Source organism: Streptomyces sp. NPDC060000, assembly GCF_042737375.1.
In the GTDB taxonomy this organism is placed as follows: Bacteria; Actinomycetota; Actinomycetes; order Streptomycetales; family Streptomycetaceae; genus Streptomyces.
In genome coordinates this window covers 10,842-35,218 of record NZ_JBHWUU010000098.1, presented here as the reverse complement: position 1 = coordinate 35,218, position 24,377 = coordinate 10,842, and the positions used below count along the sequence as shown (strand labels likewise).

Below are 24,377 nucleotides of genomic sequence, written 5' to 3'. Positions count from 1 at the left end.
CGCATAGGTCGCCAGGCCGCACGGCCGGTGTCCGCACCGGGCTCGCGACCTCGGTGGCCACCGGGCCGCACGCCTGTGTGGCGTCTGGGCCTCGCGGCCCGTGTCACGTCAGGCCTTGCGGGCCCGCGTGGTCTTCTTCGCGGGAGTCGCCTTCGTCCCCGTCCCCGCCCCGGTGGCCTTCTTGGCCGCCGTGGTGGCCTTCTTGGCCGCCGTGGTGTCGGCGGCGGTCGCCTTGGCCGAGGCCGTCCTGGCGGTCGCGGTCTTGCGCGCCGTGGTCTTCGCCGCGACCGTCTTCTTCGCCGCCGCCTTGCGCGGGGCCTTCACCGGTGCGGCGTCGCTGATCCGGTCCGCGCCGAGAACCTCCCGCAGGAACTTGCCGGTGTGGCTGGTCGACACCCCGGCAACCTCCTCGGGCGTGCCCTCCGCGATGACCAGTCCGCCGCCGGCGCCCCCCTCGGGGCCCATGTCGACGACCCAGTCGGCGGTCTTGATCACGTCGAGGTTGTGCTCGATGACGATGACCGTGTTGCCCTTGTCGACGAGGCCGCCGAGAACCTTCAGAAGCTTGCTGATGTCCTCGAAGTGCAGACCGGTCGTCGGCTCGTCCAGCACGTAGACCGTGCGGCCGGTGGAGCGTCGCTGGAGCTCGCTGGCGAGCTTCACCCGCTGCGCCTCACCGCCGGACAGGGTGGTCGCGGACTGGCCGAGCCGGACGTAGCCGAGGCCGACGTCCTTCAGGGTGTTGAGGTGGCGGGCGATAGCGGGGACGGCCTCGAAGAACCCCGTCGCCTCCTCGATCGGCATGTTCAGGACGTCGGCGATGGACTTGCCCTTGTAGTGGACCTCCAGGGTCTCCCGGTTGTAGCGGGCGCCGTGGCAGACCTCGCACGGGACGTAGACGTCCGGGAGGAAGTTCATCTCGATCTTGATCGTGCCGTCGCCCGCGCAGTTCTCGCAGCGGCCGCCCTTGACGTTGAAGGAGAAGCGGCCGGGCAGATAGCCGCGCACCTTCGCCTCGGTGGTCTCCGCGAACAGCTTGCGGACGTGGTCGAAGACACCCGTGTAGGTGGCCGGGTTGGAGCGCGGGGTGCGGCCGATCGGCGACTGGTCGACATGTACGACCTTGTCGACGAGGTCGTCGCCGTCCACCCGCGTGTGCCGCCCGGGTACGTTCCTCGCGCCGTTCAGTTCGCGGGCCAGGTGCGTGTACAGGATGTCGTTGACCAGCGTCGACTTGCCGGAGCCGGAGACGCCGGTGACCGCGGTGAACACGCCCAGCGGGAAGGACACGTCGATGTCCTGGAGGTTGTTCTCGCGGGCGCCGTGGACGGTGAGCCGGCGGGACGGGTCCAGCGGGCGCCGGATGTCGGGCACCGGGATCGCCTTCTTGCCGGACAGGTACTGCCCGGTCTGCGACTCGGCGTTGGCGAGCAGTTCCTTCAGGCCGCCGCTGTGCACGACCTTGCCGCCGTGCTCGCCGGCGCCTGGACCGATGTCGACGATCCAGTCGGCGACCTTGATGGTGTCCTCGTCGTGCTCGACGACGATCAGCGTGTTGCCCATGTCCCGCAGCCGGACCAGGGTCTCGATCAGCCGGTGGTTGTCACGCTGGTGCAGGCCGATGGACGGCTCGTCGAGGACGTACAGGACGCCGACGAGGCCGGAGCCGATCTGGGTGGCCAGGCGGATGCGCTGGGCCTCGCCGCCGGAGAGCGTGCCGGCCGCGCGGTTGAGCGAGAGGTAGTCGAGACCGACGTCGACGAGGAACCGCAGTCGCTCGTTGACCTCCTTGAGGACCCGCTCGGCGATCTTCTTGTCGCGGGCGTTGAGCTTCAGCTCACCCAGGAAGTCCGCGCAGTCGCTGATGGACATCCCGGAGACCTCGGCGATGGACTTCCCCATGACCGTGACCGCGAGGACGAGCGGCTTCAGGCGGGTGCCCGCACAGGTGGGGCAGGGCACCTCGCGCATATAGCCCTCGAAGCGCTCCCGGCTGGCGTCGCTCTCGGCCTCGCTGTGCCGGCGCTTCACGAACGGCAGGGCGCCCTCGAAGGGGGTCGTGTAGACGCGCTCGCGGCCGTACCTGTTGCGGTAGCGGACCTCGATCTGCGTCTTGTGGCCGTGCAGCAGGGCCTTCCTGGCGCGCAGCGGCAGTCCCGCGAAGGGGATGTCCGTGCGGAAGCCGAGCGCGTCGGCGAGGGCACCGATCAGCCGGCCGAAGTATTCCTTGGTGTGGCCGTGCGACCAGGGGTGGATGGCGCCCTCGTCGAGGGACTTGTCCTCGTCCGGGACGATCAGCTCGGGGTCGACCTCCATGCGCGTGCCGATGCCGGAGCAGTCGGGGCAGGCGCCGAAGGGCGAGTTGAAGGAGAAGGAGCGGGGCTCCAGCTCCTCGAAGGACAGGTCGTCGTACGGGCAGTACAGGTGCTCCGAGTACATGCGCTCGCGCTCGGGGTCGTCCTCGGGGAGGTCGACGAAGTCGAGCACGACCATGCCTCCGGCGAGGCCGAGGGCGGTCTCCACCGAGTCGGTGAGCCGGCGCTTGGCGGACTCCTTCACCGTGAGGCGGTCGATGACCACCTCGATGGTGTGCTTCTCCTGCTTCTTCAGCGTGGGCGGGCTGGACAGCTGGATCGTCTCGCCGTCGACCCGCGCGCGGGAGTAGCCCTTGGTCTGGAGGTCGGCGAACAGGTCGACGAACTCGCCCTTGCGCTCGCGCACCAGCGGCGACAGCACCTGGAAGCGGCTGCCCTCGGGCAGCTCCAGGACCCTGTCGACGATGGCCTGCGGCGACTGGCGCGTGATCGGCCGGGAGCACTCCGGGCAGTGCGGCTTACCGATGCGCGCGAAGAGCAGCCGCAGGTAGTCGTAGACCTCGGTGATCGTGCCGACCGTGGAGCGCGGGTTGCGCGAGGTCGACTTCTGGTCGATGGAGACGGCCGGTGAGAGGCCCTCGATGAAGTCGACGTCCGGCTTGTCCATCTGGCCGAGGAACTGGCGGGCGTACGAGGAGAGGGACTCGACGTAGCGCCGCTGGCCCTCGGCGAAGATGGTGTCGAAGGCCAGCGAGGACTTGCCCGACCCCGACAGGCCCGTGAAGACGATGAGCGAGTCGCGAGGCAGGTCGAGCGAGACATTCTTGAGGTTGTGCTCGCGCGCGCCACGGACGATGAGACGGTCGGCCACGCCGGTCCGCACCTTTCTTGAGAGAAGTGACAGGGGCGGGGCCCCCGTCTTCTTCAGACTAGGGCGAGCCACTGACAACGCCGGTCGGGATTCACCGGTTCACAACAATCCCCGGCCTTCCAGCATGCCCGACGCCGCCACCGACCTTATAGCACGCGCATTCGATTTGCGGGCTTGCTCGACCACCTTCACCCGAAGGGGTGGCGAGGCTAGGGTCAGCACCATGATTGATCACGCTCATGACCTGGAGTCTGTACGTGACGCGACCGAGCGGCTCCTCAGCGCAGTCGCCGAGCTGGACAACGCGTCGGTGGCCGAGCCGTCACGTCTGCCCGGCTGGAGCCGCGGCCATGTCCTGTCTCACATCGCCCGCAACGCGGACGCCCTCGTGAACGTCCTCGAGGGCCGTCCGATGTACGCCGACGCACATGTCCGCGACGCCGACATCGAGCGGGACGCCCCGCGCCCCCTGGACGTCCAGCTCGCGGACGTACGGGAGAGCGCGGCCCGCTTCCGGGCGGCGGGGGCCGTGCCCGCGGACTGGTCGCGCACGGTGGAGCTGCGCAACGGGGTCGTCGACGCGGCGGCCCGCGTGCCCTTCCGCCGGTGGGTGGAGGTGGAGCTGCATGCGGTGGACCTCGGCATCGGTTACGAGCTGGAGGACCTGCCCGAGGAGTTCACCGCACGGGAGACCGAGTTCCTCGCGGAGCGCTTCACCGGGCATCCCGACGTACCGCCGACACGGCTGACGGACAGCACACGCGTGTGGCGGACGGGCCGCGACGCCGACGGGCCCGAGGTGACCGTCACCGGCGCACCCGCGGACCTGCTGGGCTGGCTCGCCGGGCGCCGCGACGGCTCGGGACTGACGGTCGACGGCGGACCGCTGCCGGTCCTTCCGCCGCTATAGGCTGCCGCCATGACGTACAGCGGAGAGGTGACGGTCGGCGGCCCGGCGGACGTGCACGAGCTCAAGGACCTGATGATCACCAAGATCGCGGTCGGCCCGATGAACAACAACGCCTATCTGCTGCGCTGCCGGGCCACGGACGAGCAGTTGTTGATCGACGCGGCCAACGACGCGCACGCCCTGCTCGGCACGATCGGCGACGACGGCATCGCGTCCGTCGTCACCACCCACCAGCACGGCGACCACTGGCAGGCGCTCGCCGAGGTCGTGGCGGCCACGCGTGCGCGTACCTACGCCGGCCGAGAGGACGCCGAGGGCATCCCCGTACCGACAGACGTCCCGGTCGACGACGGTGACGTCATCCGGGTGGGGCACGTGGAGCTCACCGCGCGCCACCTGGTCGGGCACACGCCCGGCTCGATCGCCCTGGTCTACGACGACCCGCACGGCCATCCCCATGTGTTCACCGGCGACTGCCTCTTCCCCGGCGGCGTGGGCAACACCCGTAAGGACCCGGAGGCGTTCGCCAGACTGATCCGCGACGTCGAGACGAAGATCTTCGACGTGCTGCCGGACGAGACCTGGGTCTACCCGGGCCACGGCAACGACACCTCGCTGGGCACGGAGCGGCCGCACCTTCCGGAGTGGCACGCGCGCGGGTGGTGAGGGCGCCGAGCTCTTCGTGAACCCTCCCTCACAGGGGGCGTGCGTCGCCGGATGCGCGCCCCGTGTGAATCGCGTGCCCACGCCGATACGCCGCACGCGCTCCCCTCACTCGTAGTTGCGCGGTCAACTGGCAGCAGTTCCGCGCGGGATGACGGCTCCGGCGCGGATCGGGCCGCCGGTCTTCGATCCCCGCCCTCGACCGGCGGCCCGGGGAGCCCGTCGCGACTGTTCACGAGATCGCAACACCCGTTCCCAGTATGCGGACAAATGACGGCGTGACCTCGACAAACAGGGGTTTCGCTGCCACTCTCCGGCCATGCACATCGCCCCGCGTGTTCTGCGCCGCGCCGTAGCCGGCGCCACCGTAGCCCTCCTCGCGACCGCCGTCGGCTGCGCTCCGCAGCCTGAGGAGAAGGCGGCCTCCACGTCTTCCGGTTCGAGCGCGAACGCCGGTTCGGCCGCGAACAGCTGTGCCAGGGGCAAGCTGGCCACCGAGACCTCCGGCAAGCTGACGATCGCGACCGACGAACCCGCGTACGAACCGTGGTTCAAGGACGACAAGCCGTCCGACGGGAAGGGCTTCGAGTCGGCGGTGGCGTACGCCGTGGCGGAGCAGCTCGGTTACGGCAAAAGCGCCGTGGTCTGGCAGAGCGTGCCGTTCAACAAGGCCTTCGCGCCGGGCGAGAAGACCTTCGACTTCGACATCAACCAGGTGTCGATCAGCGACGAGCGCAAGAAGGCCGTGGACTTCTCGTCCGGCTACTACGACGTGCGCCAGGCCGTCATCGCCCTCAAGGGCACGAAGGCCGCCAAGGCGAAGAGCATCGCGGACCTCAAGGGCCTCAAGCTGGGCGCGCAGGTCGGCACGACCAGCCTGAACTACATCGACGACGTGGTGAAGCCGACCGGGCAGGCGGCCGTCTACGCCAAGAACGACCAGGCCAAGTCCGCGCTGAAGAACGGCCAGGTCGACGCCATCGTCACCGACCTGCCGACCGCCTTCTACATCACGGCCGCCGAGGTCACCGACGCCGAGATCGTCGGCCAGTTCGAGAACCAGGGCGCCGCGCCCGAGCAGTTCGGGCTCGTGCTCGACAAGGGCAGCGCGCTCACCTCCTGCGTGACCGGCGCCGTGGACGCGCTCCGCACGAACGGCACCCTGGCGAAGATCGAGCAGCAGTGGCTCTCCGACGCCGTCGACGCCCCGGTACTCAAGTGACGGTCACGAAGGGCGAGTCCGGCCGGGAAGGCACGGGCCGCAGGGGCGACATGCCCGGGGGCGGCGAGGACGTCCCCGGGGACGGCTACGTCCCCTCGCGGCGGCGGCTGGAGCGCGAGCGCTACAAGCGCGTGCGTGCCCGCCGTGCCACGGCGATCGCCGCCCTGTCGACCCTGGTCACCGGTGTCGTCCTCTACCTGGTCGTCGTCGGCGCGCCGGGCTGGTCGCGCACCAAGGAGACGTTCTTCGACGGGCAGTACGCGCGCGAGGCGTTCCCCAGGGTTCTCGAAGGGCTCTGGCTGAACGTCAGGCTGCTGCTGATCTGCGGTGCCGCCGTACTGGTCCTCGGCATGCTCATAGCCGTGGCCCGCACCCTGCGCGGGCCCGTGTTCTTCCCGCTGCGGGTGCTGGCGGCGGCGTACACGGACTTCTTCCGCGGTCTGCCGCTGATCATCAACCTGATGATCGTGGTGCTGGGCGTCCCGGCCCTGCGGCTGCAGGGCGTGACCGTCGACCCCGTGCTGCTGGGCGGCACGGCGCTGACACTGACGTACTCGGCGTACGTCGCCGAGGTGTTCCGGGCCGGCATCGAGTCCGTGCACCCCTCACAGCGCGCCGCGGCCCGCTCGCTGGGCCTGAGCAACCGGCAGGCGCTGCGCTTCGTGGTGCTCCCGCAGGCCGTGCGCCGCCAGGTGCCGCCGCTGCTGAACGACCTGGTGTCGCTGCAGAAGGACACCGGTCTCGTCTCCATCGGCGGCGCGATCGACGCCGTGCGCGCGGCCGACATCATCGTGGGGCGCAGCCTGAACTACACGCCGTACATCGTCGCGGGACTGGTCTTCGTGGCCCTGACCATCCCGATGACCCGCTTCACGGACTGGGTGACGGCCCGGATGGACCGTCAGCGGGCCCAGGGAGGAACGACATGAGCGACGCCCCGGTGCTGCGGATGGAGTCCGTCCGCAAGACCTTCGGCGGGTCCGTCGTCCTGCGGGACGTCGACCTGGAGGTCGCCCCGCACACGGTGACGGCGCTGATCGGCGCCTCCGGCTCCGGCAAGTCCACGCTGCTGCGCTGCGCCAACCTGCTCGAGGACATCGACGACGGCGCGATCTGGCTGGACGGCGAGGAGATCACCGACCCGCGCGCCGACCAGGACGCGGTACGGCGCCGGATCGGCGTGGTCTTCCAGGCGTACAACCTGTTCCCGCACATGACGGTGCTGGAGAACATCACGCTCGCCCCGCGCCGCGTGCACGGCGTCGCCCGCGCACAGGCCGAGGAACACGCCACGGAGCTCCTGGAGCGGCTCGGGCTGGCCGGCAGGGCGGGCGAGTACCCCGACCGGCTCAGCGGCGGCCAGCAGCAACGGGTGGCGATCGTGCGGGCCCTGGCCGTGCGCCCCCGGCTGCTGCTGCTCGACGAGATCACGGCGGCCCTCGACCCGGAGCTGGTGGGCGAGGTCCTGAACGTCGTCCGTGATCTGAAGGCCGACGGCATGACCATGGTGCTCGCCACCCACGAGATGGGCTTCGCGCGCGAGGTCGCCGACCAGGTCTGTTTTCTGGACGGAGGCGTCGTGCTGGAGCGGGGCCCCGCCGAGCAGCTCTTCGGCGACCCGCGGCAGGAGCGCACGCAGCGCTTCCTGCGGCGGATCGTGGAGGCGGGCCGCCTCTGAGGGACGCGGTAAGGAGCGCGGTCCTGGAGACCGGTGCTTACGCGTCTGCCTTCCCCGCCCCCGCCAGCGCGGCGACGCGCTCCACGCCGAAGACGTATCCCTGCACCCCGCATCCCGCGATGACGCCGTCGGCGCGCAGCGAGACGTACGAGTGGTGCCGGAAGGTCTCGCGCTGATGGATGTTGGAGATGTGGACCTCCAGCACCGGCAGACCGTCACAGGTGTTGAGGGCGTCGAGGATCGCGACCGACGTGTGCGAGTAGGCGCCCGGGTTGATCACGATGCCGCAGTGGTTCAGCCGCGCCTCGTGGATCCAGTCGACCAGCTGCCCCTCGTGGTTGGACTGCCGGAGGTCCACGGTGCCGCCGTGCGCGGCCGCCGCCTTGACGCACAGCGCCTCGACGTCGGCGAGGGTGTCGGAACCGTAGATCTCCGGCTGACGCTGGCCCAGGAGGTTGAGGTTGGGCCCGTTGAGGATCATGATCGGGGCGTTGGCCAGGCTGCGGGGCACGGTTCCTCCGGTCCGTCGTGGGCGGCCCGTCGGGGGCCGCCGCTCACACCCGGTTTATCACGGTGAAACCGCAGGGCAGCAGGCCTTACCCTCCCGACATGACGACGCCCTCGTATCCCCCGAAGCCCTCGGCCGGCGACCGCATAGCCGTCATCTCGCCCTCCGCGGGCCTGCCCGGGCTCTTCCCGCGCCCCTACGAACTGGGCCTGGCGCGGCTGCGCGAGGAGTTCGGTCTGGAGCCCGTCGAGTACCCGGCGACGCGCAGGACGGGGGCGACACCGCAGGAGCGCGCCGACGACATCCACGCCGCGTTCGCCGACCCGGGCGTGCGGGCGGTCGTCGCGTCGATCGGCGGGGAGGACCAGATCACCGTACTGCCGCTGCTGGACCGGGAGTTGCTGCGCGCCCATCCGAAGCCGTTCTTCGGGTGGAGCGACAACACCAACCTGCTGGCGTTCCTGTACAACTCCGGTGTCGTCGCCTACCACGGCGCGAGCGTCATGTGCGAGCTCGGGCGTCCCGGAGCCATGCACCCGCAGACCGCCGACTCGCTGCGCGCCGCGCTGTTCACCTCGGGCCCCTACGAGCTGCGGCCCGCCGAGCGCTGGAACGACGTCGACCGCGACTGGGCCGACCCGGCGACCTTCGAGGCGGAGCCGGCCACCCGGCCCGGCACCGGCTGGAGCTGGGTCAACGCCGACCGTGTGGTGGAGGGCCGCAGCTGGGGCGGCAACCTGGAGATCCTCTCCTGGCTGCTGATGGCCGACCGCGAGATCGCGCGCGACCCCTCGGCGTACGACGGCGGGGTGCTGATCCTGGAGACGTCGGAGGAGCTGCCGAGCGCCACGGAGGTCTTCCGGATCATGCGCAACATGGGCGAGCGCGGGCTGCTGCGGCGCTTCCCCGCGCTGCTGATGGCCCGCGCCAAGAGCTGGTCCTTCGAGCGTCCCAACAGCCCGCAGGAGGCAGCCCGTTACGCCGCCGACCAGCGCGCGGCGGTGGAGCGTGCGCTGCGGGCGTACGCGCCCGACACCCTGGCCGTCTTCGACGTGGACTTCGGCCACACCGACCCGCAACTCGTCATCCCCTACGGCGGAACGGTCCGCGTCGAAGGTCCCGCACGGCGCATCACCGTGACCTACTGAGCCCCCTGGCGGCGGTCCGAGCCCCCGCACGCCCCCGTAACCCGCGATCACCGTGGGTAGTTGACGCGACATGCATGACGTACGCACAGTGAAGACGCCCTCCATGCCACGGCTCGCGGCCGCCTCACTCTCCGGCACGGCCATCGAGTTCTACGACTTCTTCGTCTACGGGACCGCGGCCGCGCTGGTCCTCGGGCCGCTGTTCTTCCCGACGTTCTCCCCGCCGGCGGGGACGCTGGCCGCGTTCGCGACGTTCGGCGTGGGGTTCGTGGCACGGCCGCTGGGAGCGGTGCTCTTCGGACACATCGGGGACCGGCGCGGGCGGCGGCCGGTCCTCGTCGTCTCCCTGCTGCTGACCGGCGCCTCGACGGTCGCGGTCGGCTGCGTGCCGACGTACGACACGATCGGGGTGGCCGCGCCCCTGCTGCTGGTCGTCCTGCGTTTCCTCCAGGGGCTGGGGCTCGGTGGGGAGTGGGGCGGCGCGGTGCTGCTGACCGCGGAACACGCGCCCGCCGAGCGGCGCGCGCTGTGGTCGAGCTTCCCGCAGGTCGGGCCCGCCGTGGGCTTCGTGCTCGCCAACGGGGTGGTGCTGGTCCTGTCGGTGGCGCTCACGGAGGCGCAGTTCACGCAGTGGGGTTGGCGGGTGCCCTTCTGGGCGGCCGGGGCACTGGCCGTCCTGGGGCTGTGGCTCCGGTCGTCGCTGCCCGAGAGCCCCAGGTTCCTGGAGATCGGCGACCACGCGCGTGTGCCGCTCGCGGAGGTCGTGCGCGACCACTGGCGGCTCGTCCTGCTCACCGCGGGCGCGCTCGCCGTCGGATACGCGATCTTCTACGCCGTGACGACCTGGTCGCTGGCGTACGCGACGGAGCGACTGGGAGTCAGCCGCACGGTGATGCTGACCTGCATCATGGCCGCCGTGGTGGTGAAGGGTGCGCTGACGCCTGTGATGGCGCTGCTCGGCGACCGCTTCGGCCGACGGCCGCTGTGTCTCGTGGGCTGCGCGGCTGCCGCGCTGTGGATGTTTCCGCTGGTCGCGCTGCTCTCGACCGGTGAACCGCTGCTGATGTTCCTCGGTTTCCTGGGGGCGCTGGTCGCCTTCGTCACGATGTTCGCGGTGATCGCGGCGTATCTGCCGGAGCTGTACGCGCCGCGGGTGCGCTGTACCGGTGCGTCCGTCGGCTACAACCTCGGCGGCGTCCTCGGGGGCGCGCTCACGCCGATCGTGGCGACCGCCCTCGCGGAGCAGCCGGGGCGGGTCCCGTGGGGGGTGGGCGCGTATCTGACGGGCATCGCACTGCTCAGCCTGGGCTGCTTCGCACTGCTCCCGGAGACGCGTCCGGTGCCGGTGGCGACCGCGCAGCCGGCCACGGACCGGTCGCCGGTTCCTACGGATTGATCGCCAGCTCCAGGTAGGCCGCGAACAGCACCAGATGGACGCCGCCCTGCAGGGGCGTGGCCCGTCCCGGGACCACCGTCAGCGAGCTGACCACGACGGTCAGCGCGAGCAGCACCATATGGGTGGAGCCGAGGCCGAGGACGAGCGGACCGGAGAGCCAGACGGAGGCAAGGGCGACCGCGGGGATGGTGAGCCCGATGCTGGCCATCGCGGAGCCGAGCGCGAGGTTGAGGCTGGTCTGCACCCGGTCGCGGCGGGCGGAGCGCAGCGCGGCGATGGTCTCGGGGAGCAGCACCAGCAGCGCGATGACCACACCGACCACCGCCTGCGGCAGTCCGGCGGCCGCCACTGCGGACTCGATGGTGGGCGACACCCCCTTGGCGAGGCCGACCACCCCGACCAGCGCCAGGCCGAGCAGTCCGAGGCTGATCAGGGCGGTCCGGGACGTGGGCACGCCGGCATGGTCGTCGGCGGTGATCACCTCGCCCTGCCGGGTGACCGGCAGGAAGTAGTCGCGGTGCCGGATGGTCTGGGTCGCCACGAACAGTCCGTACAGGACCAGCGAGGACAGCGCGGCGAAGGTGAGCTGGACACCGGAGAACTCCGCGCCCGGTCTGCTGGTGGTGAAGGTCGGCAGGACCAGGCTGAGCGTGGCCAGGGTCGCGACGGTCGCCAGGGCCGCGCCGGTGCCCTCCGGGTTGAAGATCGCCGTGCCGTGACGCAGCGAGGCGACCAGGAGACACAGGCCGACGATGCCGTTGCAGGTGATCATCACCGCAGCGAAGACCGTATCCCTGGCCAGCGTCGCGCTCTTGTCACCGCCGTCCGCCATCAGTGTGACGATCAGGGCGACCTCGATGATCGTCACGGCGACCGCGAGGACGAGGGACCCGAACGGTTCGCCGACCCGGTGGGCGACGACCTCCGCATGGTGCACAGCGGCCAGGACCGCTCCGGCGAGGACCAGGGTCACCACCGCGACGACCGGGCCGGGCAGGTCACGTCCCCAGGTCAGGACCAGCAGGACGACCGCCAGCGCCGGCACGAGGGAGGTCCAGCGGGTCGTGACCGATCCGAGCCGAGCGATCATGCTGCGATCGTCGCAGAGCCGTAGGGGCTTCGCATTCCGGCCCGTACAGCCCGTGCAGCCCGTACAGCCCGTACGGCCTGTGCGGCCTGTGCGCGGATGTCGTCAGCTGAACTCGGTCGTGTCCTGGACGTCGCAGTCGGTGAAGGACGGGGGCCGGGTGCAGAGCGCGGCCATCCGCTCCGCGAACTTGCCTGTCTCCGGGTCGTCGCTGTTGCGCATGGCCTCCTCGTAGGAGTCGAACTCGATGATCACGAGGTAGCGGTTCGGCCGGTTCCGGTCCTTGACAACGAGGCGGCGCTTCGGGCCGTCGGCCCGGCCCGTGACGCGCTGTTCCCCCTCCTCGGCCAGCGCCCTCATCTCGTCGATGCGGTCGGTCTCGAACTCGACGATCTGGACGAACTTCTGCGACGTGTCCATGATGCCTCCACCCCGATCCGGCGTTCCCGCGTGGAAACGCCCGCTTCCCAACGAAGCACCGGGAGCGGCGCTCGGCAATTCGCCGCGCACCGCTCCCGGGGGTGGTTGTTCCTACGTACTCCGTGGTCAGGCCTCGATGCTGTCCTTCGGAGCGCCTTCGCTCGCGGTCTGCGCCGCCTCGGCCGCCGCCTGCTTCTTCGAGGCCAGCAGGCTGGTGATCGTGGTGACGATCAGGACGGACAAGATGACGCCGAGCGAGACCGGGATGCTGATCTCGGGCACGTGCACCCCGGACTCGTGCAGGGCGTGCAGCACCAGCTTCACGCCGATGAAGCCGAGGATCACCGACAGGCCGTAGCTGAGGTGGACCAGCTTCCGGAGCAGGCCGCCGATGAGGAAGTAGAGCTGCCGCAGCCCCATCAGCGCGAACGCGTTGGCCGTGAAGACGATGTACGGGTCCTGCGTCAGGCCGAAGATCGCGGGGATCGAGTCGAGGGCGAAGAGCACGTCGGTCGTGCCGATCGCGAGCATCACGACCAGCATCGGGGTCATGACCCGCTTGCCGTTCTGCTCGATCCACAGCTTCGTGCCGTGATAGCGGTCGGCCACGCCGAAGCGCTTCTCCACTGCCTTCAGCAGCTTGTTCTCCTCGAACTCCTCGTCCTCCTCGTCGGCCCGGGCCTCCTGGATGAGCTTCCAGGCGGTCCAGATCAGGAAGGCGCCGAAGATGTAGAACACCCACGCGAAGCTGGCGAGGATCGCGGCGCCCGCGGCGATGAAGATCGCCCGCAGGACCAGGGCTATGAGGACTCCGACGAGCAGGACCCGCTGCTGGTACTGCGACGGGACCGCGAACTTCGCCATGATCAGGACGAACACGAAGAGGTTGTCGACACTGAGCGACTTCTCGGTGATGAAGCCCGCGAAGAACTCGCCGGCCGGTTCACCGCCGCTGAAGACGAGCAGCCCGGCCCCGAAAAGTCCGGCGAGGGCGATCCAGACGACGGTCCAGATCCCCGCTTCCTTGATCGACACGTCGTGCGGTTTGCGGCCGATGAAGAAGTCGACCGCGATGAGGGCGGCAAGGCCCACGATGGTCAGGACCCACAGGGCCAGGGAAACATTCACTGCGCCTCCGGCAGTACGTAACGGCAGGTGATCAGCGTCGTCGCGCTGCCGGAGGTCTCTTCCACCCGGAACCGGGCCGACGCCCCGGGATCAGGCCTGATCCGTATTGACGGGTACGTCGCAGCGGGAGTACTCCCCTCCGTGAGGAAAACAGTACCCCAACCACCAAGAAAAGGTAAAGCGATTGGCAAAAGAAAGACCAAGTCGGCTGGTCAGGAGCCTTTACTAGTACTTGGCACGGGCCTCCGCCACCTGAGCCAGCACCTGCTGGAGCACCTGGCCGCCGGACGGCACGAGGCTCGGCTCATACGTCCAGGCGTGCCCCACCCAGGGGTCGGCGAGGTGGTCGTCCGGCATCGGCGTCAGCCGCAGCAGCCCACGCCACAGCGGATCCAGCAACGGACCGTAACTGTCGGCGTCCTCCCGGTCGGCCACCATCATCAGGTGGACGCCGACGCCAGGACCCTCGTCCGCGAGGTAGCGCAGCTGGGTCACGGCACGGTCGTCGAAGCCGTGCGGGAAGTCGTTGACGACCAGGAGCTGCTGAGCCGTGTCGAAGCCGGGCGGCAACGAGTCGGCCATGCCACCACGCACCGCCATCTGCACCAGGTCGACGCGCTCCGTGAGCCGCCCCAGGACCGCCGCGACCCCTGCCGCGCCGGCCGCGGGCGGGGCCGCCAGAACCCCGCTCCGCACCAGCGGCGCTAGTTCGCGGGCGGCCGAACCGGCCGGGTCGATGACGTGCACCGTGAACTCGTCCGCCGGATGCACCGCCAGCAGCCGGGCCATGTGCGCCACGGCCGACTCCATGGCGAGGCGCCGCAGTTCGTGGGAGTCGGCGAACGATCCGTCGGACGAGCCGGTCCGCCCGCTGTCGATCCACAGGCCGCGTTCGAGCGGGAGCCTGACCAGCATCGGGATGCGCAGCGGGTCGCTCTCGGGAAGGTGGAGGTCACCCAGCCGTACCGCCATGGGCATCTCCATCGGGACGCGGTAGGCGTGCCAGACGGGGTTGTCCCAGCGCGCGTACGCCGCGGGCAGCGCCGGTTCGACGACATCGGCCTCGGCGCCGAGCTGGACGACATCCCGGTCCAGCGCCTCCCTGGCCTGGTCGACGAGCTGGAGGTGCCTGGCCTGGGCCGCCTCGCGGGCGGCGTCGCCCTGGCCGCCCATCCTGCTGCGCGGATCGGCCAGGACCTGGTCCAGCTCCTTCTCCATCCGCGTTTCGGCGAAGTCGACGGCGCTGCGGTACGCGGCCGTGGTGCGGGCCAGGTCCTCGAACATGCCCCAGACCTGGTTGTAGAGCCGCTCCTCCATGGACCAGCCGGTCGCGTCACCCGCGACGGGCTGGGCGGGCTGCCCGGGCCGGGCAGCGGGCGCGGTGGGCGGAGGCGGCGGCGGAGCGGCGTTCTGCCGACGCGGGTGGCTGTAGTCGATCGGGCCACCCGTGGTGGGTGCCGCCGGCGCCGGCTGAGTGCTGTCGGGGTCCGTCGGCGTGGCCCCGGCCGGGTAACCCGCGCCCGACGGGCCCTGCGGGTTCTGGGTCGTTCCGTAGGGGCCGGCGCCGCCCTGGGGGCCCTGCGCACCGTACGGCGAGGCGCTCTGGTCCGGGCCGAGCGTGGACGCGGCCGCCTGCCGGGAGCGGTCGCCGTCGGCCGTACGCGGCGGCGGGGCGGGCACCGAGCGGGCCAGCCCCTGGACCACGGCGTCGTTGATGCCGGCCGCGAGCTGGTGCGCCTGCGACAGGCCCTGGTCGGTGAGGAGTTCGGCGAGACCGCCCGCGTACCCCTGGCCCACGGCGCGCACCTTCCAGGCGCCCTGCCGCCGGTACAGCTCCAGCGCGACGACCGCCGACTCCGCGTCCAGACCGGTGATGGTGTAGGTGGCGACCTCGGTGCCGTCCAGGCCGGTGACCGCGACGAAGGGGGCCGCGACCGAGCCGAACGTGACCGGCCCGCCGACGCCCGCGGGCAGCGCGAGCAGGACGCTGACCCGGTGCACGGTCGCCGACACGGCGTCCAGATCCACCGCGAGGCGGTGGTCGGCGGCCGCCTGCCGGGAGACCTCCAGGCCCGGCAGTGTGGGTACACCCGGGTGGGCCACCCACTCGACGCCGGGGACCCGGCCACTCTCGTCGCCGAGTGTGGCAACCGCCATGACCGGCCGGCCGGCCGAGACCCGGATCTCGAGGCGGACCTGGGAGAGCGGGTGGTTCTGTCCCCGCACCAACTCGGCCGTCATCGCCTGTCGTCCCCCTGCGTCGCGTCCGGTGTGGTCGTGTGCCGCCCTGCGCCCTACAGTGCGGGCAGGATCGCGGGCATCAGGTCCTGGAAGGTACGGCCGTTGGCCGGCGTGCCGAGAGCCGTCATGTTCCAGCCCCCGCCCACCCGGTGGACCTTCGCCATGATCTGGGCCGTGTAGGCGCCGCCGCCCGCCAGTGTGTAGCGCGCGAGCTCCTGGCCGTTGGTCTCGTCGACCAGACGGCAGAAGGCGTTCTGCACTTCCTGGAACGTCTGGCCGGTGAAGGAGTTCACCGTGAAGATGATCTGGTCGATGTGGACCGGCACGCGCGCGAGGTCGACGAGGATCGCCTCGTCGTCGCCGCCCTGGCCGACACCGCCGACGAGGTTGTCACCGGTGTGACGGACGGAGCCGTCGTCGCTCACCAGGTGACGGAAGAAGACGACGTCGACCGGCTGCTTGTCGGCGAACAGAACGGCGGAGGCGTCGAGGTCGATCTCCCGGGTCCGGGAGCCGAACAGACCGCGCCTGGGGGCCGCCTGCCAGCCGAGACCCATGCGCACCGCGGTCAGGCTGCCCCCGTCGTTCTTCTGCAGACTGATGGCCTGACCCTTGGTCATGTTGACGGTCACGCGCTGATCCCCTCTCGGACTGTCCCCTGTTGCCGCGAGCCCGCGGTTGACGGAAACCCTACGCAAAGGCACTGACAGTGCCGTACCCAGGCCCGCACTTTGTGTCGGTCTTGCAACACAGCGCTGGCGGGGCCGGGGCACGGCGACCGCGCCGGTCCGTCAGGCCAGACCCGCCTCCCTCATCTGCCGCAGTTCCTTCTTCATCTCATGGACCTCGTCGCGGATCCGGGCGGCGACCTCGAACTGGAGATCCGCGGCGGCGGCCCGCATACGCTCCGTCATCTCCTCGATCTGCCCGGCGAGTTCTGCCGCGGGCCGGTCCGTCGGCACGGTTTCCCTGGTTTTGCCCTTGGCCGACCTGGACTTGGCTCCCTTGGCCGCCTTGTCGCCGAGGGAGGGCACCGGGGCCTTGGTGCCCCGCCCGTCCTTCTTCGCGCGGTAGCCGGAGCCGAGCAGCTGCTCCGTGTCGACCTCCTCGCGGGAGATCTGGGCGACGATGTCGTTGATCTTCTTGCGGAGCGGTTGCGGGTCGATGCCGTTCGCCGTGTTGTAGGCGACCTGCTTCTCCCGGCGGCGGTTGGTCTCCTCGATGGCCCGCTCCATACCCGGGGTGATCTTGTCGGCGTACATGTGGACCTGCCCGGAGACATTGCGCGCCGCGCGGCCGATGGTCTGGATCAGCGAGGTGCCGGAGCGCAGGAAGCCCTCCTTGTCGGCGTCGAGGATCGCCACCAGGGACACCTCGGGCAGGTCGAGGCCCTCGCGCAGGAGGTTGATGCCGACCAGGACGTCGAACTCGCCGGCGCGCAGCTCGCGCAGCAGCTCGATCCGGCGCAGGGTGTCGACGTCACTGTGCAGATAGCGCACCTGGATACCGAGCTCCAGGAAGTAGTCCGTGAGATCCTCGGCCATCTTCTTGGTGAGCGTGGTGACCAGGACGCGCTCGTCCTTCTCCACCCGGGTGCGGATCTCGTGCACCAGGTCGTCGATCTGGCCCTCGGTGGGCTTGACGACGACCTCCGGGTCGATCAGGCCGGTGGGGCGGATGATCTGCTCGACGGCGCCGTCCCCGCGGGAGAGCTCGTACTTGCCCGGGGTCGCCGACAGGTAGACGGTCTGCCCGATGCGCTCCTGGAACTCCTCCCACTTCAGCGGGCGGTTGTCGAGGGCGGAGGGCAGCCGGAAGCCGTGGTCGACGAGGGTCCGCTTACGGGAGGCGTCACCCTCGTACATGGCGCCGATCTGCGGGACGGTGACATGGGACTCGTCGATGACGAGCAGGAAGTCGTCCGGGAAGTAGTCGAGCAGGGTGTTCGGCGGGGAGCCGGGCAGGCGGCCGTCGAAGTGCATCGAGTAGTTCTCGACACCGGCGCAGGAACCGATCTGGCGGAGCATCTCCAGGTCGTAGGTGGTGCGCATGCGCAGCCGCTGGGCCTCCAGGAGCTTGCCCTGCTTCTCCAGGTCGGCCAGCCGCTCGCCCAGCTCCTTCTCGATGTCGTTGGCGGCCCGCTCCAGGCGCTCCGGTCCCGCCACGTAGTGGGTGGCCGGGAAGATGTACAGCTGCTGGTCGTCGCTGATGATCTCGCCGGTGAGCGGGTGCAGCGTGGACAGGGCCTCGATCTCGTCGCCGAACATCTCGATGCGGACGGCGAGCTCCTCGTAGACCGGGAAGATCTCGATGGTGTCGCCGCGCACCCGGAAGGTGCCGCGGCTGAACGCCAGGTCGTTGCGCGTGTACTGGATGTCGACGAAGCGGCGCAGCAACTGGTCCCGGTCGAGCTCGTCGCCGACGCGGAGCGGGACCATCCGGTCCACGTACTCCTGCGGAGTGCCGAGGCCGTAGATGCAGGAGACCGAGGCGACCACGACGACGTCCCGGCGGGTGAGCAGCGAGTTGGTCGCGGAGTGGCGCAGGCGCTCGACCTCCTCGTTGATCGAGGAGTCCTTCTCGATGTAGGTGTCCGACTGCGGGACGTACGCCTCGGGCTGGTAGTAGTCGTAGTACGAGACGAAGTATTCGACCGCGTTGTTCGGCAGCAGTTCGCGGAACTCGTTCGCCAGCTGGGCGGCCAGGGTCTTGTTCGGCGCCATCACCAGGGTGGGGCGCTGGAGCTTCTCGATCATCCACGCGGTGGTCGCGGACTTTCCGGTGCCGGTCGCGCCGAGCAGGACGACGTCCTTCTCACCTGCCTCGACGCGCTTGGCCAGCTCGGCGATGGCCGCCGGCTGGTCGCCGCTGGGCTGGTAGGGGCTGACGACCTCGAAAGGCGCCACCGTGCGTTCGATGTGGGAAACGGGCCGCATGTCATCCACCGTACGACCCCCCACTGACAACGGGGGTCGATCAGGGGATCCGCGGGGACCGGCCCAGGGGTCGCGCCGGTGCGGGAATCAGCGGTTCTGCGGGGTCCGGGACTCCCGGTGCGTCACCTTCCGGCGGCTGTGGAGCTGCGAGCGGCCCGACGGGCGCGGGGCGGGCGGGTGCGCCGGGACGCCGGGCTTGTGCTCGGCGGGGGTCCAGTCGGGCTTGCCCATCACCATCAGCGGGTCGAACATCACGACGACACCCGCGAGGCAGAGGAAGGCGAGGGGGCCGATCAGCATCGGGGCGAGGAGGGCGGCGGGAGAGTCGCCCGCGGTCGGGGCCCCCGTGTGCAGATGGACGCTCAGGGCGGCCATCCCGGTGTAGTGCATGCCGGTGACGGCCAGTCCCATGACCAGGCTGGCGCCCACGCTCCACAGGAAACCCCTGACCCGTCCCGCGGCCCACAGGGCGGCGGTGGCGGCGGCCATCGCTATGGCGACCGAGGTGGCGACGGTCAGCGTGTTGTACTGGAAGGTGCCGTTCAAGCGCATTCCGGCCATGCCCAGGTAGTGCATGGACGCGATACCGAGACCCGTGATCGTGCCCCCGGTGAACAGCGCGGTTCCGGTCGCGCCCCGGTAGCCGACGATGAAGATCCCCACGCCCACCATGACGATGGCCACGCCCAGGCTCGCGTAGGTCATCGGCTTGTCGTAGTGGATCGGGGCACCTTCGACCGTGAAGCCGATCATCGCGATGAAGTGCATGGTCCAGATGCCGGAGCCGATCGCGGCCGAGCCGAGGGCGAGCCATCCCGGTCGCCAGGACTGGGCGACCAACAGGGCTCTGGTGGTGCAGCGCAGCCCGAGAGCACCGCCGAGGCAGGCCATGAGATAGGCCACCAGCGGTGTGACGAGTCCGTAGCTGAAACCGTCGACCGTGCCTTGCATGCGCGGTTGCCCTTCGCCCTGTTGCTGGATGTCTCTGAAATTCGCCCCTCCCAGGACCGCTGTGCGCGGTCAAGGCTGAGAGAGAGTATGACTCCCACCGGAATGGTCGAACGATTTTCCGGCAAAGAAACACGCCCCGGTCGCACATGTGCGGCACGGGTGAACGGCCTCGGACGTCTCCTTTCGTTCCGCGGTCATCCTGCGCTCCCCCGTCGTCGACTCCCTGCTGTCACTGTGGTGCTGTATGTGATGGCTTGACGCGAGGAGTACGCATGCACGCGCGCGTAATTGCCGCCACGACCACCGCGGTCCTTGGCACCGTCGCCCTCCTGCTCCCCGTTCACGACGCCCGGGCAGGCATCACCCTCCGGCCTTCGGTGATCGCCCACCGGGGCGCCTCCGCCTACGCCCCGGAGAACACCCTTGACGCCGTCGACAAGGCGGCCGCGCTGGGCGTCCGCTGGGTGGAGAACGACGTCCAGCGCACCAAGGACGGCGAACTCGTGGTGATCCACGACGACAGCCTCCGCCGTACGACCGACGCCGAAGAGGTCTTCCCCGGGCGCGCTCCGTGGAAGGTGCGGGACTTCACCGCGGCCGAGATCGCCCGGCTCGACGCGGGGAGCTGGTTCGGCTCCGCGTACGCGGGCGCCCGCGTGCCGACGCTGAAGGAGTACCTCGAACGGGTCGAGCAACACCACCAGAAGCTGCTTCTCGAGATCAAGAACCCCGAGCTGTATCCGGGAGTCGAGCAGCAGACCCTCGAACTGCTGAACAACGAGGGCTGGCTGGACCGGCGGCACCGCACGAACCGGCTGATCGTGCAGAGTTTCAGCGCCGACAGCCTGCGGACCGTCCACGAGCTGGAACCGGCGGTGAAGACCGGCCTGCTCGGGATGCCGGCCGTCGCGGACCTGCCCCGGTTCGCGGTCTTCGCCGACCTGATCAATCCGTCGTACGCCTCCCTCTCTCCGGCGTACGTCTCCGCCGTGCACGCGCTGACCGGACCGCACGGCACACCGGTGAAGGTGTTCGCCTGGACCGTCGACGACGCCGTGACCGCCCTGGCCGTATCCGCGTACGACGTCGACGGCGTCATCACCGACAAGCCCGACGTGGTACGCCGGGCCCTGTACGGGTACTGACGTCCGACTGGTCCCGGGGCGCCGGTGCGGGAGCGGCCTGGCCGTCGCCCCGGGGGCGTTGTCAGTGGCAGGTCGTACGGTGGGCGCATGGACAGCCAGGGGCAGAACGAGCAGGGGCAGAACGAGCAGCAGGTCGTGTGGACCGTCGTCGGTACCGACATCGGTCCGCTGTTGCTGGCCGCGACCGGCGGGGGCCTGCTCAACGTCGTGTTCCACGCCACCGACGCGGTGCGCGACAAGGCACTCGCCCGGTTGGCCGCCCGACTGGGCACGCAGCCCGTCGAGGCGCCCGGCTCCCCACTGCTGACCGAGGCGATACGACAGGTGGAGGCCTACTTCTCCGGCGGGCGGCGGGCTTTCGAGCTGCCCCTGGACTGGTCGCTGATCTCGGGTTTCAACCGGCAGGTGCTGCGCGAACTCGCCTCCGGCGTCCCGTACGGGGCGGTCGTCGGCTACGGCGATCTCGCCAAGCGGGTGGGGCAGCCGTCGGCGGCGCAGGCGGTGGGGGTGGCGATGGGCGCCAATCCGCTGCCGGTCGTCGTGCCCTGCCACCGGGTCGTGGCGAGCGACGGCGGCATCGGCGGGTTCGGGGGCGGTCTGGAGACCAAGCGGAAGCTGCTCGCGCTGGAAGGGGTACTACCCGAGCCGCTGTTCTGAGAGGGAGACTGCGCCGGTGAGCAGATCTCCCGGTCGTCGGCCCGGCCGCGTGACGGTGAGGCGCGGCCCGTGACCGCCGTCGAGCGCGCCGCCCCGGCGCCCGTCGACGCCGCCTCCCTGCCCGCCCTGCGGCGCCGCACGACCGCGGTGCTGGTCGCGAGCCAGATCCTCGGCGGCCTCGGCGTCGCCACCGGGATCGCGCTGGCCGCCGTACTGGCCCGGCAGGTCAGCGGTACCGAGGCACTGTCCGGGCTCGCACCCACCGCCACCGTCGCGGGGACGGCCGTGCTGTCGATGCCGATGGCCGCGCTGATGACCGCGCGCGGTCGCCGGCCGGGTCTGGTGCTTGCCTATCTCGTGGGTGCCCTGGGCGCCGGTGTCGTCGTGATGGCGGCGCGCGCCGGGAACTTTCCGCTGCTGCTGTGCGGCATGGCCGCGTTCGGCGCGGCCTCCTCGGCGAACCTCCAGGCACGGTTCGCCGCCGCCGACCTGGCGGAACCGCACCGGCGAGCCCAGGCCATCTCGAACGTGGTGTGGGCGACCACCATCGGCGCGGTGCTCGGCCCCAACATCGCCGCGCCGGCCGGCCGGAGCGTCGCCGGACTCGGGATACCACCGGCGGCGGGCCCCTTCCTGTGGGCGGCCGGAATCTTCGTCCTGTCGGCGGTCCTGGTGGCCGTGCTGCTGCGTCCCGACCCGCTGCTGACGGCCCGCGCTCTCGGACCGGAGGAGGAGCGGTCCCCGCAGGCCCGTTCCCTGCGCGCCGGTCTGGCGGCCGTCGCCGCGTCGCCCCGCGCCCGGCTCGCGCTCGTGACGGTGGCCGTGTCGCACACGGTGATGGTCTCGGTCATGTCGATGACCCCGCTCGACCTCGCCCACCACGGCGCGGGCATCTCACTGATCGGGCTGGTCATCAGCGGGCACATCGCGGGCATGTACGCCTTCGCGCCGCTGATGGGACGGCTGGCGGACCGGGTGGGGCGGCTCTCGGTCGCGGGGCTCGCGGCCGGGCTCCTCGCCCTCGCCCTGTTCCTGGCGGGAACGGCCGGCGGCAGCCACGGACAGACCGCCGCCGGGCTGTTCGTGCTCGGGCTGGGCTGGTCGGCCGGTCTCGTGTCGGGTTCCGCGCTGCTGACGGACTCGGTACCGCAGTCCGCGCGAGCCGCCGCCCAGGGGTTCTCCGACCTCACCATGAACACCTCGGCGGGGGTCGGCGGAGCGATCGCCGGGCTCGTGGTCGCCCAGGCGAGCTACGCATGGCTCAACGTCGCCGCGGCCAGTCTGCTGGTCCCGTCGACCGCCCTGGTCCTGCTCACCCGGAACAGGACCAAGGACGGAGACAGGACCGGGGCCGCCGCGGGCAGCCCGCCGGACGTACGCCAGGCGTAGGAACGTCGGGGTGTCGTCGCCACAGGTGAAGGTCGCGGCAGATGGGAGTTGCGTCGGACAGGCGTTACGTCAGTCGCAGGTGCTTCACTCGCAGGTACTCCCGCCGCAGGTACTCCCTCCGCAGGTGCTTCAGTCGTAGTGCCGTGCCTCGATGACGTTGCCGTCCGGGTCGCGGAAGTAGAAGCTGCGCTTGGCCTCGCCTCTGGCTCCGAAGGAACCGTGCGAGATGGCCGAGACGGGGACGGCGCGCTCCTCCAGGCGGGCGCGGAGTGTGTCGAAGTCGCCCAGTGACAGGGCGAGGCAGACGTGGTTCACGGGGTGCCCCGCGCTCTCGGCGGCGCCGGGGAGCATCTTCATCCGCTCCGCCATCGACAACGGCATGAGGTCGAGGAGCGCCTCCTCGTTGACGCGTACGGAGGGAAACGGTTCCTCGCCGGCGACGAACCCGGGGAGCCGGACCGGCTCCAGGCCGACGGCCTTCTCGTAGAAATCGACGGCGGCGACCGGGTCGCGCACCCAGAGGACGACGTGGTCGAGACGTGTCGTGTTGTCCGTCATACGTCCCAGGCTGGTGTCCTGCCCCACAGGAGGCAAGGGTTTGACCGGGTGCGCCGCCCGCCAGAGATGAGGGGAGACCGACGGACAGGAGGCGGGCGCGTGGTGCTGATGGTGTCGGAAGAGGTGCGGGACGCGGTCGACGCGCGTCGACCCGTGGTGGCCCTGGAGTCCACGATCATCTCGCACGGGCTGCCCCGCCCGCGCAACCTCCAGGTGGCCCTGGAGCTGGAGGCGGTCGTACGCGCGGGAGGCGCCGTGCCGGCGACGATCGCCGTGCTCGACGGACGACCCCATGTGGGCCTGGACAAGGAGCAGTTGGAGCGGGTCGCCAACGAGGACGGGTTCCGCAAGCTGGGCCATCGCGACCTGCCGCTCGCCGTGGCCTCGGGAGCCTCCGGGGCGACCACGGTGTCGGCCACGGCGCTGCTGGCGGCACACGTGGGCGTACGGGTGTTCGCGACGGGTGGGCTCGGCGGGGTGCACCGGCAGTGGACCGTCACCCAGGACGAGTCGGCCGACCTGGGGCTGCTGGCGAACACCCGCATCACGGTGGTGTGCGCGGGGGTGAAGTCGATTCTGGACGTGCCGGCGACCCTGCAGCGGCTGGAGACCCTGGGCGTCGCCGTCGTCGGGTACGGCACCGACCGCTTCCCCGGGTTCTACCTGTCGGACTCGGGACACCCCGTGGACTGGACGGTGGACAGCCCGCGGCAGGTGGCCGATGTGATGCGGGCGCAGGACGCGCTCGGTGTGCCGGAGTCCGCGCTGATCGTCGCCAACCCGGTTCCCGAGGAGGAGCAGCTCGATCCCGCGCTCCACGCGCGCGTGCTCGCCGACGCGCTGCACGCGTGCGAAGAGGCCGGTGTCACCGGCCAGGGCGTCACGCCGTTCCTGCTCGCCTACCTGGTCCGGCACACCGACGGCGCGTCCCTGAGCGCCAATCTCGCGGCGGTGCGCGGCAATGTGCGGCTTGCCGCGCGGATCGCGACGGCCTGGGCCGAGGCATGACCACCCGACCGGGCGGGACGGACGGCGGTCACGACGACCACGGCGACGACGGGGACCCGGCTCGGGATACGGGGGCGGGTGCGGGGTCCGGGGCGGGTGCGGGGTCCGGGGCGGGGCCGGGGTCCGGGGCGGGTACGGGGTCCGGG

At 70.6% G+C, this 24,377-nt stretch carries 21 protein-coding genes; 11 read left to right on the top strand and 10 right to left on the bottom strand.

The window, feature by feature from the left end; all coding sequences use genetic code 11:
* Nucleotides 1-108: 108 nt before the first annotated feature.
* Complete coding sequence (gene uvrA / locus ACFWBB_RS36940) at nucleotides 109-3,186, bottom strand: excinuclease ABC subunit UvrA (protein ID WP_385281834.1); 3,078 nt, start codon at nucleotides 3,184-3,186, stop codon at nucleotides 109-111.
* A gap of 223 nt (nucleotides 3,187-3,409) precedes the next feature.
* On the opposite strand from uvrA, the gene ACFWBB_RS36935 reads away from it, so the two are divergent.
* From ACFWBB_RS36935 to ACFWBB_RS36915, 5 genes are all read left to right on the top strand, one after another.
* On the top strand, nucleotides 3,410-4,096 hold the full coding sequence (locus ACFWBB_RS36935; RefSeq protein WP_385281832.1) for a maleylpyruvate isomerase family mycothiol-dependent enzyme: 687 nt from the start codon (nucleotides 3,410-3,412) through the stop codon (nucleotides 4,094-4,096).
* A gap of 9 nt (nucleotides 4,097-4,105) precedes the next feature.
* Entirely contained in the window at nucleotides 4,106-4,762 is a 657-nt protein-coding gene (locus tag ACFWBB_RS36930; RefSeq protein ID WP_385281829.1) for an MBL fold metallo-hydrolase, read from the top strand.
* A gap of 316 nt (nucleotides 4,763-5,078) precedes the next feature.
* Nucleotides 5,079-5,981: an ABC transporter substrate-binding protein gene (locus tag ACFWBB_RS36925; protein WP_385281826.1), complete on the top strand. Its 903-nt coding sequence runs from the start codon at nucleotides 5,079-5,081 to the stop codon at nucleotides 5,979-5,981.
* The gene (locus ACFWBB_RS36920) at nucleotides 5,978-6,910 is read left to right on the top strand and encodes an amino acid ABC transporter permease (protein WP_385281823.1); all 933 of its coding nucleotides are present in this window, start codon (nucleotides 5,978-5,980) and stop codon (nucleotides 6,908-6,910) included. Before ACFWBB_RS36925 ends, ACFWBB_RS36920 begins: the two co-directional genes overlap by 4 nt.
* Nucleotides 6,907-7,659, top strand: coding sequence for an amino acid ABC transporter ATP-binding protein (locus ACFWBB_RS36915; protein ID WP_385281820.1), 753 nt, complete (start codon nucleotides 6,907-6,909; stop codon nucleotides 7,657-7,659). Before ACFWBB_RS36920 ends, ACFWBB_RS36915 begins: the two co-directional genes overlap by 4 nt.
* Before the next feature lie 37 nt (nucleotides 7,660-7,696).
* Here the strand turns inward: ACFWBB_RS36915 and aroQ are convergent, their stop codons facing one another.
* Entirely contained in the window at nucleotides 7,697-8,170 is a 474-nt protein-coding gene (gene aroQ, locus ACFWBB_RS36910) for a type II 3-dehydroquinate dehydratase (RefSeq protein WP_385281817.1), read from the bottom strand.
* A 98-nt stretch (nucleotides 8,171-8,268) separates the two neighbouring features.
* On the opposite strand from aroQ, the gene ACFWBB_RS36905 reads away from it, so the two are divergent.
* Nucleotides 8,269-9,315, top strand: coding sequence for a S66 peptidase family protein (locus tag ACFWBB_RS36905; protein WP_385281814.1), 1,047 nt, complete (start codon nucleotides 8,269-8,271; stop codon nucleotides 9,313-9,315).
* A 103-nt stretch (nucleotides 9,316-9,418) separates the two neighbouring features.
* On the top strand, nucleotides 9,419-10,711 hold the full coding sequence (locus ACFWBB_RS36900; protein ID WP_385281811.1) for an MFS transporter: 1,293 nt from the start codon (nucleotides 9,419-9,421) through the stop codon (nucleotides 10,709-10,711).
* Here the strand turns inward: ACFWBB_RS36900 and ACFWBB_RS36895 are convergent.
* The 7 genes from ACFWBB_RS36895 to ACFWBB_RS36865 form a co-directional block, all read right to left on the bottom strand.
* Complete coding sequence (locus ACFWBB_RS36895) at nucleotides 10,701-11,801, bottom strand: calcium:proton antiporter (protein WP_385281808.1); 1,101 nt, start codon at nucleotides 11,799-11,801, stop codon at nucleotides 10,701-10,703. The two genes, ACFWBB_RS36900 and ACFWBB_RS36895, sit on opposite strands and share 11 nt — an antisense overlap.
* Before the next feature lie 102 nt (nucleotides 11,802-11,903).
* On the bottom strand, nucleotides 11,904-12,218 hold the full coding sequence (locus tag ACFWBB_RS36890; RefSeq protein ID WP_385281805.1) for a hypothetical protein: 315 nt from the start codon (nucleotides 12,216-12,218) through the stop codon (nucleotides 11,904-11,906).
* 126 nt (nucleotides 12,219-12,344) lie between these two features.
* The gene (locus ACFWBB_RS36885; protein ID WP_385281801.1) at nucleotides 12,345-13,346 is read right to left on the bottom strand and encodes a TerC/Alx family metal homeostasis membrane protein; all 1,002 of its coding nucleotides are present in this window, start codon (nucleotides 13,344-13,346) and stop codon (nucleotides 12,345-12,347) included.
* A 225-nt stretch (nucleotides 13,347-13,571) separates the two neighbouring features.
* Entirely contained in the window at nucleotides 13,572-15,587 is a 2,016-nt protein-coding gene (locus ACFWBB_RS36880) for a TerD family protein (RefSeq protein WP_385281798.1), read from the bottom strand.
* 53 nt (nucleotides 15,588-15,640) lie between these two features.
* Nucleotides 15,641-16,219, bottom strand: a complete 579-nt coding sequence (locus tag ACFWBB_RS36875) for a TerD family protein (protein ID WP_079663041.1) — start codon at nucleotides 16,217-16,219, stop codon at nucleotides 15,641-15,643.
* Between the two features lie 159 nt (nucleotides 16,220-16,378).
* Nucleotides 16,379-18,523 carry an excinuclease ABC subunit UvrB gene (uvrB, locus tag ACFWBB_RS36870; RefSeq protein ID WP_385281794.1) on the bottom strand — a complete coding sequence of 715 codons (2,145 nt, stop codon included), beginning with the start codon at nucleotides 18,521-18,523 and terminating at the stop codon, nucleotides 16,379-16,381.
* 87 nt (nucleotides 18,524-18,610) lie between these two features.
* Nucleotides 18,611-19,474 carry an MHYT domain-containing protein gene (locus ACFWBB_RS36865; protein WP_385281791.1) on the bottom strand — a complete coding sequence of 288 codons (864 nt, stop codon included), beginning with the start codon at nucleotides 19,472-19,474 and terminating at the stop codon, nucleotides 18,611-18,613.
* Nucleotides 19,475-19,746: 272 nt separating this feature from the next.
* On the opposite strand from ACFWBB_RS36865, the gene ACFWBB_RS36860 reads away from it, so the two are divergent.
* The 3 genes from ACFWBB_RS36860 to ACFWBB_RS36850 all read left to right on the top strand — a co-directional run bounded on the left by ACFWBB_RS36860 (nucleotide 19,747) and on the right by ACFWBB_RS36850 (nucleotide 22,665).
* Complete coding sequence (locus ACFWBB_RS36860) at nucleotides 19,747-20,619, top strand: glycerophosphodiester phosphodiesterase (RefSeq protein ID WP_385281789.1); 873 nt, start codon at nucleotides 19,747-19,749, stop codon at nucleotides 20,617-20,619.
* Nucleotides 20,620-20,706: 87 nt separating this feature from the next.
* Nucleotides 20,707-21,276, top strand: a complete 570-nt coding sequence (locus ACFWBB_RS36855; protein WP_385281786.1) for a methylated-DNA--[protein]-cysteine S-methyltransferase — start codon at nucleotides 20,707-20,709, stop codon at nucleotides 21,274-21,276.
* Nucleotides 21,277-21,345: 69 nt separating this feature from the next.
* On the top strand, nucleotides 21,346-22,665 hold the full coding sequence (locus ACFWBB_RS36850) for an MFS transporter (RefSeq protein WP_385281784.1): 1,320 nt from the start codon (nucleotides 21,346-21,348) through the stop codon (nucleotides 22,663-22,665).
* Between the two features lie 129 nt (nucleotides 22,666-22,794).
* On the opposite strand, the gene ACFWBB_RS36845 is transcribed toward ACFWBB_RS36850, so the two are convergent.
* Nucleotides 22,795-23,223, bottom strand: a complete 429-nt coding sequence (locus ACFWBB_RS36845; RefSeq protein WP_385281781.1) for a VOC family protein — start codon at nucleotides 23,221-23,223, stop codon at nucleotides 22,795-22,797.
* Between the two features lie 99 nt (nucleotides 23,224-23,322).
* Between ACFWBB_RS36845 and ACFWBB_RS36840 the strand changes: the two genes are divergently transcribed.
* Nucleotides 23,323-24,231, top strand: coding sequence for a pseudouridine-5'-phosphate glycosidase (locus ACFWBB_RS36840; RefSeq protein WP_385281778.1), 909 nt, complete (start codon nucleotides 23,323-23,325; stop codon nucleotides 24,229-24,231).
* Nucleotides 24,232-24,377 lie beyond the last annotated feature (146 nt).